The organism is Psychrobacter sp. JB193, from assembly GCF_002285555.1.
GTDB classification, from domain to species: Bacteria; Pseudomonadota; Gammaproteobacteria; order Pseudomonadales; family Moraxellaceae; genus Psychrobacter; species Psychrobacter alimentarius.
The window spans coordinates 322,898-339,663 of the sequence record NZ_NRGY01000002.1; the positions used below are offsets into that span (position 1 = coordinate 322,898).

Below are 16,766 nucleotides of genomic sequence, written 5' to 3' on the forward strand. Positions count from 1 at the left end.
TGGTGATGCATTAAATCTTAATAGTATGATTTACTCTGGCATCGGAGGCATCTCATCGACTGGCGTCACCGATAAAGGATTCTGTGGCACGCTATCGCCATCACGGTTAGTAGACCATGCTGGTGATGAAGTGTTTGTCTCGTCAGCAGAGGTTTCAACTGGTACTCTACGCTGCTGAGCTTGGGTTTTGACAGGTTTTTCAACAGCGCTGTCCTCAGAGTCTTCATCCGTAATAATGCCATCGTCCGTCATTTCGATAATTCTTTGCTTTTGTTTTTGAGATTTAGAGCGATTGTTGATAGAGACCCATTGGCGAGGCGTGTCTTTAAGTTGAGCTTTCATAAAGTCCATCCATACGGGCAGGGCTGCCACGCCGCCGTATTCTCGGCGACCCATCGTAGAGGGTTGATCAAAACCCATCCACACAACAGTGGCATTGGTAGGATGAAAACCTGCAAACCATGCATCTTTCGCATCATTGGTGGTGCCTGTCTTCCCGCCGATATCATCACGGCCTAGAGCCTTTGCGCGTACCGCTGTACCGCGCTGTACCACATCACGTAAGATGTCTGCCATCTCAAAAGCCACTCTAGGTTTTAGTATGCGCGGCGCTTGTTTTGCTATCGTATACTGTACGGCAGGTGCTTTTAAACGATCCGATTGCGGGCTGGCATCATAAACGCTTGTATTCATGACTTCAGATTTTTGCGACTCGTCATCATTAGACGCTGAATCTTGTTCTTTATCGGTGACTTGATCGCCAGTGGTGCTACTGGCAGTGGCCTGATCATGTTCTTCTACTAATTTTTTATTCAGTGTGTCGAGCTGCTCGTTGAAACACAAAGCGCAGGCGTGACGCGGATTGGCCTGAAATAATAGCTCGTTATTATAGTTATAAATATGCTCAATAAAGTAAGGTTGTATACGATGACCACCGTTGGCAAAGGTAGAATAGGCCGTTGCCATTTGTAATGGCGTCGCTTGCCCTGCACCTAATGCAAGCGATAAGGTGGTCGGTAGCTTTTCTTTATCAAGGCCAAATTCATCTAATAAGTTGCGTACATCAGAAATACCAATAGACTGTAGCAAACGAATAGAGACCAAGTTACGAGATAAGTAGAGACCACGACGTAAGGTAATATCACCTAGGAAACGTGCATCAGAGTTTTTTGGTTTCCAGTCACCTACTTGGATAGGACGATCCGAAACAATACTGTCTGGACGATAACCTTTTTCTAGTGCAGCGGTATATACAAGAGGTTTGATAGTAGAACCTGGTTGACGCCAACCTTGCAAGGCACGGTTAAATTTACTGTGATTAAAGTCAAAGCCACCAACCAATGCATTCACTGCACCCGTTTCTGGGTTTAGCGAAACCAAACTGCCTTGTATTTTAGGAATTTGTCCCAGCTGCCAGTTGCCATTTGCAGTAGGTATCACGCGAACGATGTCATTTTTCTTAACAATTTGGCTGGCATTATCAGGAAGGTAACCAACACGGTCGGCCGAGATATACTTGCGCGCCCAGCTCATACCAGACCAGTTCACAGTCACATTCTCACCAGAAGGCATGGTTGCTTCAAAACTTCGATAGTTGACTTTGGTGACTTTAGCAGGAGACATATTGCTATAGCGACTGAAGTTTTCTAAAGGTTCATCATTCGCTTCTGCACCGCGCCAACCGTGACGATGCTCATAAGCGATTAGACCCGTTAGTATGGCTGCTTCTGCATCGGTCTGTGCTTTGCTATCAACGGTAAGACGGACACGCCAACCACTGTGCATCACTTGCTCACCATAACGCTCAACCAAAGCACCACGTGTCATTTCTGCTAGATAAGGCATATTGACGTCAAGCTTTTCTTGGTACAGATTTATGCCTACTGGTGCATTAATCGCTTCATCACGCTGTGCTTTAGTAATATATCCCAGCTCATGCATACGTCCAATGATCCAGTTGCGGCGAGTCAGGGCTCGAGTAGGATTAGCGACTGGATTGTATTTAGAAGGGGCTTTTGGCAAACCTGCCAACATGGCCATCTCAGCAATAGTCAAGTTGTCTAATGATTTACTATAGTATTTTTTGGCAGCAGCCCTAATGCCATAAGCGCCTTCACCCAAATAAATCTTATTCACATAAAGGGTTAAAATCTCATTCTTACTCAGCTCGTCTTCCATTTTGCGTGCCAAAAAAAGCTCAGTCAGCTTACGATTTAGCGTGCGCTCAGGACTCAAGAAGTAGTTTTTGGCGACCTGCATGGTGATAGTAGAGCCACCTGTCTGCCCTTCGTCATCAGTAACCACTTCAGTAACTGCGCGACCAAGACCTTTAATACTGATACCACTATGTTGAAAAAAGGAGGAATCTTCTGCGGCTAAAAAAGCATGAGTCAAGTCTTCAGGGATTTCTTGAAAAGTGACTGGTAGGGATAGGCGATTGCCATATTGGCCAATGAGCTTGTCATCTCTGCTATAAATCTGCAATGGCATTTCAAGATTTGCCGTTTTTATTTCTTGAGTGCTAGGCAAAGTAGGCGATAGATACATGGCCATACCGTAAAAACCGATGGGCACCGCGAGGGCTAATATAACTGCTAACGCTAAGCAGGCAATAAAAAGTCCCACCAAAAAATGAATGAGACGAGCGGTAGCAGTTTTTTTAATCATAATAAGGCTTATTAAGTAAAATTTGCAACAGGTCAGCTATTATACCTTGAACAAAATACACAGGTCACACTAAATGTGTAAGTTATCCTTCATAGCCAATTTAAACGCTTGAATCTCTCTATTAAGTAAAGTATTGTGTTCAATTATTACAAATAACTATCAAAGTGTACACTTAATATAAGGTATAGAGTTTGTGAGGCTATTTACTTCCAAGAGTCGACATTTGATTGGTGTGGATATTTGTGCCACCTCAGTGAAGTTAGTTGACATACAGCGTCAACAGGGTGCTTTTCACTTAAAGTCTTATGGTATTGAGAGACTGCCGGAAGGTGTGGTCGTTGATAAACTCTTAGTAGATACAGAAGCGGTTGGTCATATTATTGCTACTGTCGCTAGGCGTTGTCAAGTTGGGGGTAGCAATGCTGCAACCGCCGTATCAGGCTCGGCTGTGATTACCAAAATTATTGATATGGATGTCGCGCTAAGCGATGTAGAGCGCGAAGCTCAAATACGTCTGGATGCCGATCAGTATGTTCCTTATCCATTGGAAGACGTCAATTTGGATTTTGAAGTTTTGGGTCCTTCTTTGATAAGCGATGACATGGTGCAAGTATTGCTTGCTGCATCTCGTTCAGAAAACGTCGACCAACGAGTTGATGCCCTAACTTTTGGCGGTATGCAAACCAAGGTTATGGACATCGAGTCTCATGCAATTGAGCGTGCTTTTGGATTAATGGCCGATAGTTTACCAAATTTTCCAGAGTTAGTAGCACTGGTAGATATTGGGCACAATCAAACGACCTTATATATCGCCAAAAATGGTGAGTTTATCTATAGCCGCGAACAGCTATTTGGTGGTGTTCAACTGACAGAAGCCATACAGAATCGTTATGGCCTGTCGGCTGAGGAAGCGGCGTTTAGTAAGCGTGAGCGTACCTTGCCTGATGACTACTACATCGAAGTATTGACACCTTTCATTGAAAATACCATTCAACAAATCACCCGTTCATTACAATTTTATTTCTCTTCAAGTCAATACAGTAGTATCGATCATATAGTGCTTGCTGGTGGCAGTAGCGCTATAGCAGGTCTTGCAGGTATGGCTCAACAGAGACTTGGTGTGCCTGTTAGTGTGGCCAATCCATTTACCAATATGACCATTGCACCACATATTGACAATGAGCAATTGGCCATTGATGCACCAAGTTTAATGGCCGCTTGCGGTCTTGCGTTAAGGAGCTTTGACTGATGGCTCGTATTAACCTTTTACCGTGGCGACAAGAAGAGCGCGAACGTCGCAATAAAGAGTTTATAACTCTGGTGGTTGCCATCACTTTATTGACTCTACTGGCTGCCTTTGCCACGTGGAGTTATTTTAACAATGAACTAGACGAACAGCTGGATGCCAATGCGCTGGTTGAGCAAGAAAACGCTCGCCTGGATGCGGTGTTGACTGAAATCGATGGTCTGGAGCAACGCCGAGAAGATATCATCTCACGTATGCAGGTCATTCAGGATTTACAAGGTCGACGTCCTGTGCCTGTCCGTTTGTGGGATGATCTTGCTAGAGCCATACCGCCTGCACTCTATTTGACCAACCTAAAACGTGAAGGCGATGTTCTGACTTTGACTGGTCTTGCTGATAATCCAAATATCGTATCGAGCTTGATTCGCAATCTTGATAACAGTAAATGGATGGGTAATTCAGCAGTCAGCAATATTCAGCAAAATATTAGCGCTTATGAAACGCCGCCAGCTCTTAACGCTCCTGTGACCACTGGTGATGGCGCGCAGCCACGCCCCGTTTATCCTGAAGACAGTTATGTTCAGTTTGTGGTAACAACGAAAGTACAGTCAGAGTCGGCGGTGCCAGCTGATGCTGATGCCAATACTAATGCTGGGCTTGGAGATGCGTCATGAAGCTTGTCCGCAAAAAAAGCCTAGTCAAAACAAAAAAATCAGATCTGAAACCTAAGAAGCAGTTCGATTTACAAGAGTTCCGTCGAAGTTTTGAGTCGTTAGATTCAGAAAACTATGGTAGCTGGCCAACGCCAGTAAAAGTGACGGTCATCGGACTCATTATTGCTTTTATTGCCGCAATGGCATGGGCGTTACCGATTAGTAGTAAGATCGACGAGATCACGGCGGCTGAAAGTCAACAACAAACCTTGCGTGAAAGCTACCGTGAAAAAGAATCACGCGCGCGTCATCTAAAAGCCTATCAAGCCCAAGTGGTCCAAATGGAAACAGAGTTCAATACCTTACTGGATCAGCTGCCGAAGGATACTCGTGTGTCAGAGCTTGTAGAAGGCATAAACATGACAGGCGTAGGTAGTAACATCCGTTTCCAAGATATTTCAGTAGAACCTGAAATTGAAAACGAATTCTTTATTGAGCAACCTATTCGCATTGCCGCTTTGGGTGAGTACCACCAATTTGGTAGCTTTATCAGTGGTCTTGCCGCTTTGCCACGAATCATCACCATGCATGATTTTGAGGTCAGCAATCCTCAACCGTCACTGGATGTGCTACCGGAGCTGACTTTGGTATTACAAACCAAGACGTACCGCTCAAAAGAGGCTGCTCCTGAGGGCGAAGAAACTGCTTCGGCAGGTGACGCTGCTGCCACACCTGATACTGCTGGAGGCAATTAATGACTATTCAAAAACTGCCCACGCTACTGGCTTTGAGCATTGCTGCTTTATCAATCACAGGATGTACAGATCGTATTGGTATGGCAGAACAAGCAATGGCCGATATACGTAATCAACCTGCACAGCCTATTGAGCCACCACCTAAGGCTGAATTGGTAGAAGACTTTGTTTATAGTGCCAGTGCACAGCGTAGCCCATTTCTGCCGCCGAGCTTGGTCAATGTAGACGGTCCTACCACTTCTATCGATGGCGTGCGCCCTGATATTACAAGGGTAAAACAACCTCTTGAACAGTATGAGCTATCACAACTGATCTTTCGCGGTGTGGTGATTTCACCTGAAGGTCAGCAATATGCGTTGATACAACGCCCTGATGGCTCAGTTGCCAGTGTAAAAGTAGGTGATTATCTTGGATTAAATGACGGCCGTATTGTTGAAATCACGCCGACTCAGATTAACTTGATTGAAATTGTGCCAGACAGCCGCGCTGGGTTTGTTGAAAAACCCCAGTCGCTGGTTTCCCCCATAAGCTAAGTCGGCAGATTTTTTGAGGAATACATAATGACAGTACGCAATAACAAGGTAATGATGATGAGCAACCGCGTGTCTTCTGCTTTTGCCATTTCAGCATTGGCAATTAGTATGGTAGCAGTGAGTAACAGTGCCCATGCTGCACAGCGTATTAACAACATCTCTGTGGTACAAACCGCGCCAGCAGTAACACAAATGCGCTTGGGTTTTGCCGGCACACCCGTATTACCTGCTGCTTACCAGCTTGATGATCCGAGTCGTTTGGTACTAGATTTTGAACAAGTACAAAACGGTTTGGTAAGCCGTTTTAATGAATACAATATTGGGATGGTCAATGAGGTCACGACTTTAAGTAGTGATAGCACCACGCGTCTTATCGTCGGTCTTAAACAGTCAGGCAATTATACGACAGAGATTGAAGGTAATGATCTATTACTAACCATCACAGACCCTGCTCGCCCCGCTATGACTAACGACCCAGTTCAAGACGTACTTAACAACAGTAATAGAATGACCACCACTGCAGTTGTTACGCCAATTGTCGAGACTAGCGTTGCCCCTGTTGCTGTGCGTACAACCAGTACGACGGTAGTAAAAAATGAGGTACCAGCGGATACGATGGTAGTACGAGTTAATCCATTATTAAATCCACAACTTGCTTCTGCACAGGTCAGTAAACAATACAGTTATGATGGTTTGAGCGCAGTCAATTTTTCGGCAGGTAACGATGGCGGCGGTGATGTCAGCATGGTACTTGCTAACGAAGCCATTCCGGTTGATGTGCAACGTCAAGGCAATAAATTGGTCGTACGCTTAACTGGCAGCACTGTACCTAGAAATCTACTACGTCGTTTGAATGTTAATAGCGGTCTTGTGAGTAGCATTGATACACAAAATCAAGGTCAAAATGGTGTTATCACTATTAACATGGCGGACGATTATGAATATCAAGCTTATCAATCAGGTAATCAGTTAAATATTAGTATTAGCAAGCCTGAGCTACTACGTGAACCAACGCTTGAAGAAAGAGTGTATAGCGGTGAGCCACTGTCTATGGAATTCCAAGACGTCGAAATCCGCAGTGTTTTAGATATTTTAGCGCAGTTCACAGAAATGAATATTGTAGCGAATGATTCGGTCACTGGTAATATTACTTTACGACTGATTAATGTGCCGTGGGATCAGGCACTTGATATTATCCTAAAAAGTAAAAACCTAGGCAAACGCGAAAATGGCAATGTTATTTTGGTGGCGCCTGCTACTGAACTTGCTGAGCAAGAAGCGCGTGAACTTGAGGCGCAGCAAGCGGTTGAATCTTTTGCCCCATTGCGTACTGAGTACATTCGTCTGAGCTATGCCAAAGCACAAGATGTATTGACCCTGATTTCTCAAGGGAGTGGAGCGACGGGCGGCGCCAGTAGTAACGGTATTGCAAACCGTGCCAATGACAACAATACATTGCTGTCCGATCGCGGAACAGTAACAGTTGATGAGCGTACCAATACGTTGATTATTAAAGATGTCGCGAATAGTATTGAGAATATTCGCACATTGATTAGTAAGATTGACATTCCCGTGCGTCAAGTCATGATTGAAGCGAGAATTGTGAGTGCCACTGACAGCTTTAGTAAAGAAATTGGTGTGCGTTGGGGCATTTTATCCAATGGCGCGGCCAATAATCGTAGCTTATTGGTGGGCGGTAGTGATCAAACGTTATGGGATTTAAAAGATTTTGATGTAGAAACAACTACAGTCAACGGTCAAACGGTTTCTTATCCTTCTTACGATATTACCCGTCCTGATAATCTAAACGTTGATTTAGGAGTGGCTAATCCAGCGGGCAGCATTGCTTTTGGTTTACTCAGTATGTCAGATGTGATGCTTGATCTTGAATTATCAGCATTGCAAGCGGATAACCGCGGTGAAGTCATTTCTACGCCAAAAATTCTAACGGCCGATAAACAAACGGCAAAAGTGTCTTCTGGTACTCAGATTCCTTATCAAGAGGCGTCAGCAAGCGGTGCTACAACGACGAGCTTTAGAGAAGCAGCACTGAGCTTAGAAGCCACACCAAATATTACCCCTGATGGTAAGATTGGTTTGCAATTGCTTATTACCAACGGCACACCAACTATTATTAATAATCAGGTCGCTATTAACGAAGATTCTATATCCACCAATGTTATTATTGAAGATGGACAAACCGTCGTATTGGGTGGTGTATTTAGGAACCGTACCAACAATGGTGTGGATAAAGTCCCTTTCTTAGGAGACTTGCCATATATCGGCCGCGCCTTCCGTAGAGACGTGCGTAGTAATAATAAAGAAGAGCTGTTAATCTTTGTCACACCAAAACTCATCAATGACGGGGTCAGCCGTTTGAATTAAACGGCTACTGATAGATTTTTACTTAAAAGAAGCAAGCACTGATGCTTGCTTTTTTTACGCATGACTTTTGAGCAGTACGCACAATAATCATGGCTGCTTACTAGCCAGAATATCAATGACGTTGTATCATACCTAATTTAGCTGAGTGAGTATTATGGTGGAGGAATTACCGTCGGTGTTTTTAGTAGGACCGATGGGAGCAGGGAAGACCACGATCGGTAAATTGCTTGCCAAGCAATTAGGGCGCTCTTTTGTAGACAGTGATTGGTATATTGAGTCTCAGACAGGGGCTGATATTGCTTGGATCTTTGCTAAAGAAGGCGAAGCAGGATTTCGGGAGCGTGAGACACGAGCCATTGATGAGTTGACTCAAAGAAACCAAATTGTCTTAGCGACTGGCGGCGGCGCAGTCATGTGTGCTGAAAACCGCGAGTTTCTAAGCCAACGCGGTATCGTGGTCTATTTGAATGCACCTGTTGACGTGCAAATGGCACGTACTGCCAAAGACAAAACAAGACCATTATTACAGCAGCCCAATCCTAGAAAAATCTTGCAAGAACTATACAATAAACGCGATCCATTATATCGCCAAGTTGCCCATATCATTATGCCGACCGGTCATACTTATCCACGTCATATGGTGAACCAGCTCTTACAGCAGCTGGGCGCATTTATTCCTTCTACTTCTAAAGAGCCAGAACCCAAAGAATAGTAAGCTTGACGGACGACTGATGGTAGAGCCATGCGACGTCTTCTGTTTTTACTTTATTAAATACGTTTAGGGAGTATTCAATGTCATTGTTTCAGGATGGCTTAACTGTTCATACGCAAAGCCATGATTATCCCATTGTCATCACTGAAAAAACAGTGACAGAGAACGACAGTATGGCGAAGCAAGTCGCCCCTTATATTGGTGGCCGCCAAGTACTGATTGTCACAAATGATACGGTAGCGCCTTTATATTTAAAAGCATTAGAAGAAGAGCTGGCAGGACAGTTTACAGTCAAGGTATGCGTGTTGCCAGATGGTGAGCAGTATAAGAATCAGGACAGTATCAACCAAATTTACGATGCACTGATGGCTGAGCATTTTAATCGTGATGTCACACTTATTGCGCTTGGCGGCGGAGTAGTCGGTGATATGACGGGTTTTGCCGCGGCAAGTTTTATGCGCGGTGTGAATTTTATTCAGATTCCAACGACGCTATTGTCCCAAGTCGATTCAAGCGTCGGTGGCAAGACTGGTATTAATCATGCCCAAGGCAAAAATATGATTGGTGCCTTTTGGCAGCCACAGATGGTACTTGCTGATATGAGTACGCTGAAAACGTTGCCTGCGCGTGAACTATCTGCAGGACTTGCTGAAGTGATTAAATACGCACTCATCATGGATGATGAGTTTTTGACGTGGCTTGAAGACAACCTACCTGCCATGATGGCACTAGATCTGGCGGTACTTGGTGAGGCAGTAAAACGCTGCTGTCAGTATAAGGCCGATATCGTGGCGCAGGACGAAAGAGAGTCAGGCGTACGCGCATTGTTGAACTTTGGACATACCTTTGGACATGTGATTGAAACCCATCAAGGCTACGGCAATTGGCTCCATGGCGAAGCAGTTGCAGCTGGCATGGTACAAGCAGCTGAGCTGTCACAAAAACTTGGCTGGTTAAGTGCGGAAGAGGTTGCCCGTGTTAAGCATATTTTGACGCTAGCCAATTTGCCCATCACGCCGCCACCTATTGATGTCAAAACAGCTTTGAATTTAATGGGTCACGATAAAAAAGTGAAACACGGACAAATCCGCCTTATTTTGTTAAAATCGTTAGGTAAGGCTGTCTTAACCAATGATTTTGATACCAACCTTTTGACTGACGTTTTGTCGCAACATAGCGAATGATCTATTAAGCGATTAACGAGCATAAATGTTCATTGCGCGTCCCCATTCAACATATATTGGTCGGCCATAACATCAGTTGGACACGCATTTACTTCATGCGGTTACCTATATTTTTACCAAGGATACTCTCATGGCTGCTTTCAGATCGACGCCTCGTACCGCTAGCCAATCATATCGTCGTCAAGCCTTGATATGGCTAGTCGTAACCTTACTACTGGGTGTGTTCACAGCATTAATTTGGATGTTGAGTCAGACGCCAGCGATGGGTGCTAAAATCGAAAATGCCCCGATATCAACACCGCAAACCCTAAGTACTGAGCTTAAACAGCCATTGAAGATTGAATCATTACATGAGCTAGACACAGATGTACAGCCTATCAGTTTTGATACGACGGTTCGGGATTTGCGTAACTATCCTAAAGAGTTTAAAGACAAACGTTATCTGCTGGCAAATAAGGGCAAGTGGACAGTGCAGGTCATGAATGTGGCTGAAAATGACGTGATTGTCAGTTATTTAGAAGGCCGTGACGACCGCGATAAATTTGCTTACTTCCGTTATCTCGATGATGAGAAGCAAGTGCGCTATATGCTGACCTATGGCATCATGAGCAGCCCGCAAGAAGCGATTGGTGCAGCAAAACTCATCGACTTTAAACTGCCCAATAATGTGCGTGTATTACCAGAAGAGATCAACCGTTATGTTGGTATCATCGATAACTATGAGCGTCCTGATCCTGTCAAAGACTTAAGCACCAAGCGCACACGTTCTGTGAACTTAAAGCCTACCAAACGCGAAGTACCTGTGCGTCAGCAAACGCAAGAGGCTAGCGATACGGATAACGATCGAAATACAGGAAGCAACAACGGTCAGGGCAATCAATCATCAACCAGTTATGGTGACGAAAGCATTCGTCAATCAGCCGATACTTCTGAGACGTTATCCGTTACAGAAGAGCGCATCGTTGGTTTTGAAGATCGCGCCACATCAGCACCGTCTAAAAGCGAAGAGGGCGCAACCAAGCCTTCGACCCAAGACAATAAAAAACCGTCAGCATCTGAGACAGATAACGGTGCTGCTAAAAAACCGCCAGTCGTACCAACGCCTAAGCAGCCAACTACCAACGGTAACGCAAATTCAAATAGCACCAGCAGGAACGCCAATGCTGCTCCTAAGACTAACCCTGATAGTATGAAAGCGCTGATTGAAGATAAGAATAATTAGTATGTGATAATTGTTATTTAGTCATAATGAGAAATACGAAGAACCCACTAGTAGACATACTGAGTGGGTTTTTTTGTAGGGATTATTATTTAATCATTGCTGAGGTTGTCTTATTAAACCTGCGAATATGTAAGAATTACTCTATTTGAGGTCGAGAAATATTACTTTGATTTAGTGTCAGATTAGTATTTTCTTTTGTCTCATAACCAATAGGAATACGTAGTCTTACAAAATATGGCTAATGAATTGATAGAAAAGACTAGATTTTTTCCAAATCATTAACTAATATAACTGTGGGCGACGTTCTGTATAGTTATCGTAAAAACTGTATATTTAACAATTATTTAGTAAGCTTTCTGGCATTTATAGAGCATTTTACTAAGACTTGTTGTCTCAAGCGTGACTACTTGCTGTTTAAATTAAAACGCTCACAAGTAGTCCAACCTCTCTTATGGTCGCTCTGATTAGAGTGACTAAAGCGCTTGAATACAGAGCGTCAGATATTCAAAACCAATCGAATGCACTGTCATTCAAAGCCTTGCTTATCAGTTCTAAGCGCTAGGCATGATACAGTGACAAGCGTTACTCAAGATGCGATAGTACATCATTGATGAATGAATAACGGATATACAGGGTCGTATTTCCTCCCATTGTAAAGGGTTACTGCTGACTACCTGTTAATATGCCAATTATCTGTCAAAACATCATCTAATGACTGGAAAGGGCAAGTTTTAATTTTCCTCTCCAGATATGATGTGTATGTGCATCACGCCATTTATTAATGTTGATATACGAATATTAATTATCAGCCCGTTCTGCCTACGGGTGTCAGCTTATGTGCCGCATTGGATATATACGCTACCCGTTTACTTAAAAGGACCAGCTATGTCAATGATTTCCTCGCAAACCCACCTGGCCACGCCAGATGACTTTTCTGATAATTGCGGTTTTGGTTTGATTGCTCACATTGAGGGTGAAGCCAGCCATAATTTGGTAAAAACTGCTATTCATAGCTTGAGCTGTATGACCCACCGTGGCGGTGTTGCTGCTGACGGTAGAACGGGCGACGGTTGTGGCCTATTACTGGCGATGCCAACCAAGTTTTTTAAAAATATTGCCGCCGAGCAGCAATTGACCATTACGGATAATTTTGCCGTGGGCATGGTGTTCGTAAATACGGACGAGACAAAAGCCAAGCATAGCCAGCAAGTGCTAAACGATGAGCTTGTGGCACAAGGACTAGACGTTGCTGGTTGGCGTGATGTACCGCTTGATTTGAGTATCGTCGGCGAGATTGGTCGTGAGACGCTACCAGATTTTAAGCAAGTATTTGTCAATGCTCCCGATGATTTGGCAGCAGATGATTTCAACCGTAAGTTGTTTGTTGCGCGTAAAAAGGCAGAGCAGCGTCTGACTGAAGATGAGTTGTTTTATGTTTGCTCATTGAGTTGTCAGACGATTATTTATAAAGGTCTGGTAATGCCATCAGACTTGCCAGCCTTCTTTTTAGATTTACAAGATGAGCGTTTGGCCTCACACATTGTGGTTTTTCATCAGCGTTTTTCAACCAATACACTACCGCGCTGGCCGCTTGCTCAGCCATTCCGCTATCTTGCTCACAATGGCGAGCTAAATACCATTACAGGTAACCGTAATTGGTCTGAGGCGCGCACACCAAAGCTAAAATCTAAAAAATTGCCTGAGTTGAATCAACTAACTCCTCTAGTAAATAGCACAGGCTCAGACTCCTCAAGCTTAGACAATATGCTTGAAGTACTGATGTCAGGTGGCATGAATCTATTCCACGCGATGTCAATCCTAGTACCACCAGCGTGGCAGAATGTCGATAGCATGGATATGGACTTACGCGCGTTTTATGAGTTTTACTCACAGCATATGGAAGCATGGGATGGCCCAGCAGGTTTGGTCATTCAAGACGGGCGTTATGCTGTTTGTATGTTAGATCGTAATGGTCTACGTCCATCGCGCTGGGTGACGACCAAAAATGGTTATATTACGGTCGCCTCCGAGGTTGGTGTTTGGGATTATTCACCGCAAGATGTATTGGCAAAAGGCCGAGTTGGCCCAGGTCAAATGCTGGTCATTGATACGTTGACAGGTCAAATTTTAGATACTAAAGCCATTGCAACCCTACTTAAAAAGGCACATCCATATCGCAAATGGCTGCGTGAAGAGGCAACACGTATTCGTGATGATGAGCGTTTAGAAGAAACCTTGGCAGCGCAGTCTTGCCGCGGTGATAAGCTAAAAGCCTTACAAAAGATGTATCACATCACCAATGAAGAGCGCACAGAAATCATTCGTCCCAATGCCGAAAATGGTCAAGAGCCAGTGGGTTCGATGGGTGATGATACGCCGATGGCGGTACTGTCGCAGCAAATCCGCCATGTCGGCGACTTTTTCCGTCAGCAGTTTGCGCAGGTAACCAATCCACCGATTGATCCATTACGTGAATCTATCGTAATGTCATTACAAACGTGCCTAGGCGCAGAAACCAATGTGTTTGCGCCCTCAGCAAGAGACGCACATCGTATTATTTTATCGTCGCCAGTATTGTCAGCCAGTAAAATGCAGCAGCTTGAAACGTTGAATGATCCAGCGTTCAAAACCGCTCGTATTGACTTGAACTATGATCGCACCCTGAGCTTGTCTGATGCCATTAAGAGTATCTGTGAGCAGGTAGAGAGTAGCATCCGTGCTGGTAATACGTTGATCGTACTGTCTGATAAAGCCATTGACGCAGATAAAGTGCCTGCCAACGCGATTATGGTGACTGGCGCTGTGCATCACTATCTGATTGCCCGCGGTATTCGTACCGATGCCAACCTGATTGTTGAGACAGGTCTTGCACGTGACTCGCATCAAGTGGCGGTATTGATTGGCTTTGGTGCGACCTGTATCTATCCATACTTGGCCTACGATGTCATTGATGATTTGGTCGCAACGGGTGACCTGCTCGGTGATCCGATTCAAGCGCGAGTGAATTTCCGTAAAGGCTTGGATAAAGGGTTATTAAAAATCTTATCAAAAATGGGCATCTCTACCATTGTGTCTTATCGCGGTGCGCAGCTGTTTGAAGCGGTTGGACTGTCTGAAGAAGTCGTAAACTTGTGCTTTAAAGGGGTGCAAAGTCGTATCAAAGGCGCAACTTTTGAAGATTTGGCAGCCGATCAAGCGCAATTGGCAGCAAATGCCTTTAAACGTCGTGCACCACTCGATCAAGGCGGTTTGCTCAAGTTTGTCTTTAACAAAGAATATCATGCCTTCAATCCAGACGTGATCAACAGCTTGCACACGGCTGTACGCACAGGCGATTATGAAAATTATCGTCAGTATGCAAATTTGGTCAATAGCCGCCCAGTCGCGACGTTGCGTGATTTATTGCAGCTAAAGACTTACAATAGTATTGATATTAATGATGTTGAAGACATCTCTGAGATTTTGACGCGTTTTGATTCAGCAGGCATGTCATTGGGCGCATTGTCTCCTGAAGCGCATGAAGCCATTGCTATGGCGATGAACACCATTGGTGGACGCTCAAACTCTGGTGAAGGCGGGGAAGACCCAGCCCGTTATGGTACGCTGCGCAACTCTAAAATCAAGCAAGTTGCATCGGGTCGTTTTGGCGTTACACCAGCATACCTGCGCTCAGCAGAAGTGATGCAAATCAAAGTCGCTCAAGGCGCAAAACCAGGTGAAGGTGGTCAGCTACCTGGTGGTAAGGTCAATGCGTTGATTGCGCGCTTGCGTTACTCTGTACCGGGTGTGACGCTGATCTCTCCACCACCGCATCACGATATTTACTCTATCGAAGATTTGGCACAGCTGATCTTTGATTTAAAACAAGTCAATCCTGATGCTTTGGTATCGGTAAAACTGGTCTCACGGCCTGGGGTTGGTACCATCGCAACAGGGGTGGCAAAAGCCTACGCTGACTTGATTACCATCTCAGGTTATGATGGCGGTACAGCAGCCTCTCCACTATCGTCTATTCATCATGCAGGCTCACCGTGGGAGTTAGGCCTTGCTGAGACTCATCAGTCGTTACGCGTCAATGGACTGCGTGATAAAGTCCGTGTACAAACGGATGGTGGCTTAAAAACGGGTCTTGATGTGGTAAAAGCAGCTATTCTTGGGGCGGAAAGTTTCGGTTTCGGTACCACACCGATGATTGCGGTTGGTTGTAAATACCTACGTATCTGTCATCTTAACAACTGTCCGACAGGCGTTGCCACACAAAAAGCCATGTTGCGCGATGATCATTTCATTGGCGAGGCTGAGATGTTAATCAACTTCTTCAAGTTCGTCGCAACTGAGACACGTGAGTGGCTTGCAGCGCTTGGCGTTAGTAGTATGGAAGCATTGGTTGGACGTACAGATTTGCTTGAAGTATTAGAAGGAAATACTGATAAGCAGCGTCATCTTGACTTAACACCATTGCTGTTTAGTCATCCAGCAGCAGAGGGTAAAGCGCAAACGTGTCAAGTGACGCGAAATGAGCCGTTTGATAAAGGTTTACTTGCTGAGCAGATGATTAGTGATATGTTATTAAGTATTCGTCAAGGAACAGGCGGCGAATATAGCTATTATGTTGGTAACTGTGACCGATCTATCGGCGCCCGTATTTCTGGCGAGATTGCCCAACTATGGGGCAACCTTGGTATGAGCGATATGCCAATCAAGTTGCATCTGACAGGCACGGCAGGGCAAAGTTTGGGTGTATGGAATGCTGGCGGTTTAAATATTGAGCTTGAAGGCGATGCCAACGATTATGTCGGTAAGGGCATGGCAGGTGGCGAGATTGTCATTTATCCACCGAAAGACTCAAGCTTTAATGCACAAGACACAGCAATCATTGGCAACACCTGTTTGTATGGTGCCACTGGTGGTAAATTGTATGCAGCGGGTACAGCAGGTGAGCGTTTTGCGGTTCGTAACTCAGGTACACATGCGGTTATTGAAGGCACTGGTGATCACTGCTGTGAATATATGACAGGCGGCATCGTTACCATACTGGGGCGCACTGGTCTTAACTTCGGCGCAGGCATGACAGGCGGTTTCGCCTATGTGCTCGACATGGATGGCGACTTCTTTGATCGCTGCAACCATGAGCTGATTGATTTGAACCGTATCTCAAGCGAGCAAACGGAAGAACATCGTATTTATTTGCAACGAGTGATCAGCACGCATGTAGACAAAACTGGCAGTGCATGGGGTCAGACAATACTGGCTGATTTTGAACATTACGTTCGTAAATTTTACTTAGTGAAGCCAAAAGCGGCGAACATTGCGAGCCTTCTTAAAACCACCATGGCTGATCCTCAATAAGGGGTCTGTTATGACTTTGATTGGTCATTTGGCAATAGGTTTTAGAAATATTTTAACTCA

10 protein-coding genes are annotated in these 16,766 nt (G+C 44.7%); 9 read left to right on the top strand and 1 reads right to left on the bottom strand.

Going from position 1 to position 16,766, the window contains the following annotated elements; genetic code table 11:
• Positions 1 to 30 precede the first annotated feature (30 nt).
• Positions 31 to 2,667, bottom strand: coding sequence for a PBP1A family penicillin-binding protein (locus CIK80_RS09140; RefSeq protein ID WP_095569751.1), 2,637 nt, complete (start codon positions 2,665 to 2,667; stop codon positions 31 to 33).
• Between the two features lie 193 nt (positions 2,668 to 2,860).
• Here CIK80_RS09140 and pilM point away from each other — a divergent pair, with 193 nt between their 5' ends.
• From pilM to gltB, 9 genes are all read left to right on the top strand, one after another.
• Positions 2,861 to 3,916, top strand: coding sequence for a type IV pilus assembly protein PilM (gene pilM / locus CIK80_RS09145; protein WP_095569752.1), 1,056 nt, complete (start codon positions 2,861 to 2,863; stop codon positions 3,914 to 3,916).
• The gene (locus CIK80_RS09150; protein WP_095569753.1) at positions 3,916 to 4,587 is read left to right on the top strand and encodes a PilN domain-containing protein; all 672 of its coding nucleotides are present in this window, start codon (positions 3,916 to 3,918) and stop codon (positions 4,585 to 4,587) included. The genes pilM and CIK80_RS09150 overlap by 1 nt, the downstream gene beginning before the upstream one ends.
• Positions 4,584 to 5,321, top strand: a complete 738-nt coding sequence (gene pilO / locus CIK80_RS09155; RefSeq protein WP_095569754.1) for a type 4a pilus biogenesis protein PilO — start codon at positions 4,584 to 4,586, stop codon at positions 5,319 to 5,321. Before CIK80_RS09150 ends, pilO begins: the two co-directional genes overlap by 4 nt.
• Complete coding sequence (locus CIK80_RS09160) at positions 5,321 to 5,854, top strand: pilus assembly protein PilP (RefSeq protein WP_062845498.1); 534 nt, start codon at positions 5,321 to 5,323, stop codon at positions 5,852 to 5,854. Before pilO ends, CIK80_RS09160 begins: the two co-directional genes overlap by 1 nt.
• 27 nt (positions 5,855 to 5,881) lie before the next feature.
• Positions 5,882 to 8,239 carry a type IV pilus secretin PilQ gene (gene pilQ, locus CIK80_RS09165; RefSeq protein WP_095569755.1) on the top strand — a complete coding sequence of 786 codons (2,358 nt, stop codon included), beginning with the start codon at positions 5,882 to 5,884 and terminating at the stop codon, positions 8,237 to 8,239.
• Between the two features lie 154 nt (positions 8,240 to 8,393).
• A complete protein-coding gene (gene aroK, locus CIK80_RS09170) occupies positions 8,394 to 8,951 on the top strand; it encodes a shikimate kinase AroK (protein ID WP_095569756.1) in 558 nt (185 codons plus the stop codon).
• Positions 8,952 to 9,031: 80 nt separating this feature from the next.
• A complete protein-coding gene (gene aroB, locus CIK80_RS09175; RefSeq protein WP_095569757.1) occupies positions 9,032 to 10,135 on the top strand; it encodes a 3-dehydroquinate synthase in 1,104 nt (367 codons plus the stop codon).
• 130 nt (positions 10,136 to 10,265) lie between these two features.
• On the top strand, positions 10,266 to 11,357 hold the full coding sequence (locus CIK80_RS09180) for a hypothetical protein (RefSeq protein WP_095569758.1): 1,092 nt from the start codon (positions 10,266 to 10,268) through the stop codon (positions 11,355 to 11,357).
• Positions 11,358 to 12,242: 885 nt separating this feature from the next.
• Entirely contained in the window at positions 12,243 to 16,706 is a 4,464-nt protein-coding gene (gene gltB / locus CIK80_RS09185) for a glutamate synthase large subunit (RefSeq protein ID WP_095569759.1), read from the top strand.
• The last annotated feature ends 60 nt before the right edge of the window (positions 16,707 to 16,766 follow it).

Bases quoted from the DNA above. Each gene is read 5' to 3' on its own strand.
- CIK80_RS09140 (WP_095569751.1), bottom strand. From the start codon at position 2,667: ATGATTAAAAAAACTGCTACCGCTCGTCTCATTCATTTTTTGGTGGGA.
- CIK80_RS09150 (WP_095569753.1), top strand. From the start codon at position 3,916: ATGGCTCGTATTAACCTTTTACCGTGGCGACAAGAAGAGCGCGAACGT.
- pilO (WP_095569754.1), top strand. From the start codon at position 4,584: ATGAAGCTTGTCCGCAAAAAAAGCCTAGTCAAAACAAAAAAATCAGAT.
- CIK80_RS09160 (WP_062845498.1), top strand. From the start codon at position 5,321: ATGACTATTCAAAAACTGCCCACGCTACTGGCTTTGAGCATTGCTGCT.
- pilQ (WP_095569755.1), top strand. From the start codon at position 5,882: ATGACAGTACGCAATAACAAGGTAATGATGATGAGCAACCGCGTGTCT.
- aroK (WP_095569756.1), top strand. From the start codon at position 8,394: ATGGTGGAGGAATTACCGTCGGTGTTTTTAGTAGGACCGATGGGAGCA.
- aroB (WP_095569757.1), top strand. From the start codon at position 9,032: ATGTCATTGTTTCAGGATGGCTTAACTGTTCATACGCAAAGCCATGAT.
- CIK80_RS09180 (WP_095569758.1), top strand. From the start codon at position 10,266: ATGGCTGCTTTCAGATCGACGCCTCGTACCGCTAGCCAATCATATCGT.
- gltB (WP_095569759.1), top strand. From the start codon at position 12,243: ATGTCAATGATTTCCTCGCAAACCCACCTGGCCACGCCAGATGACTTT.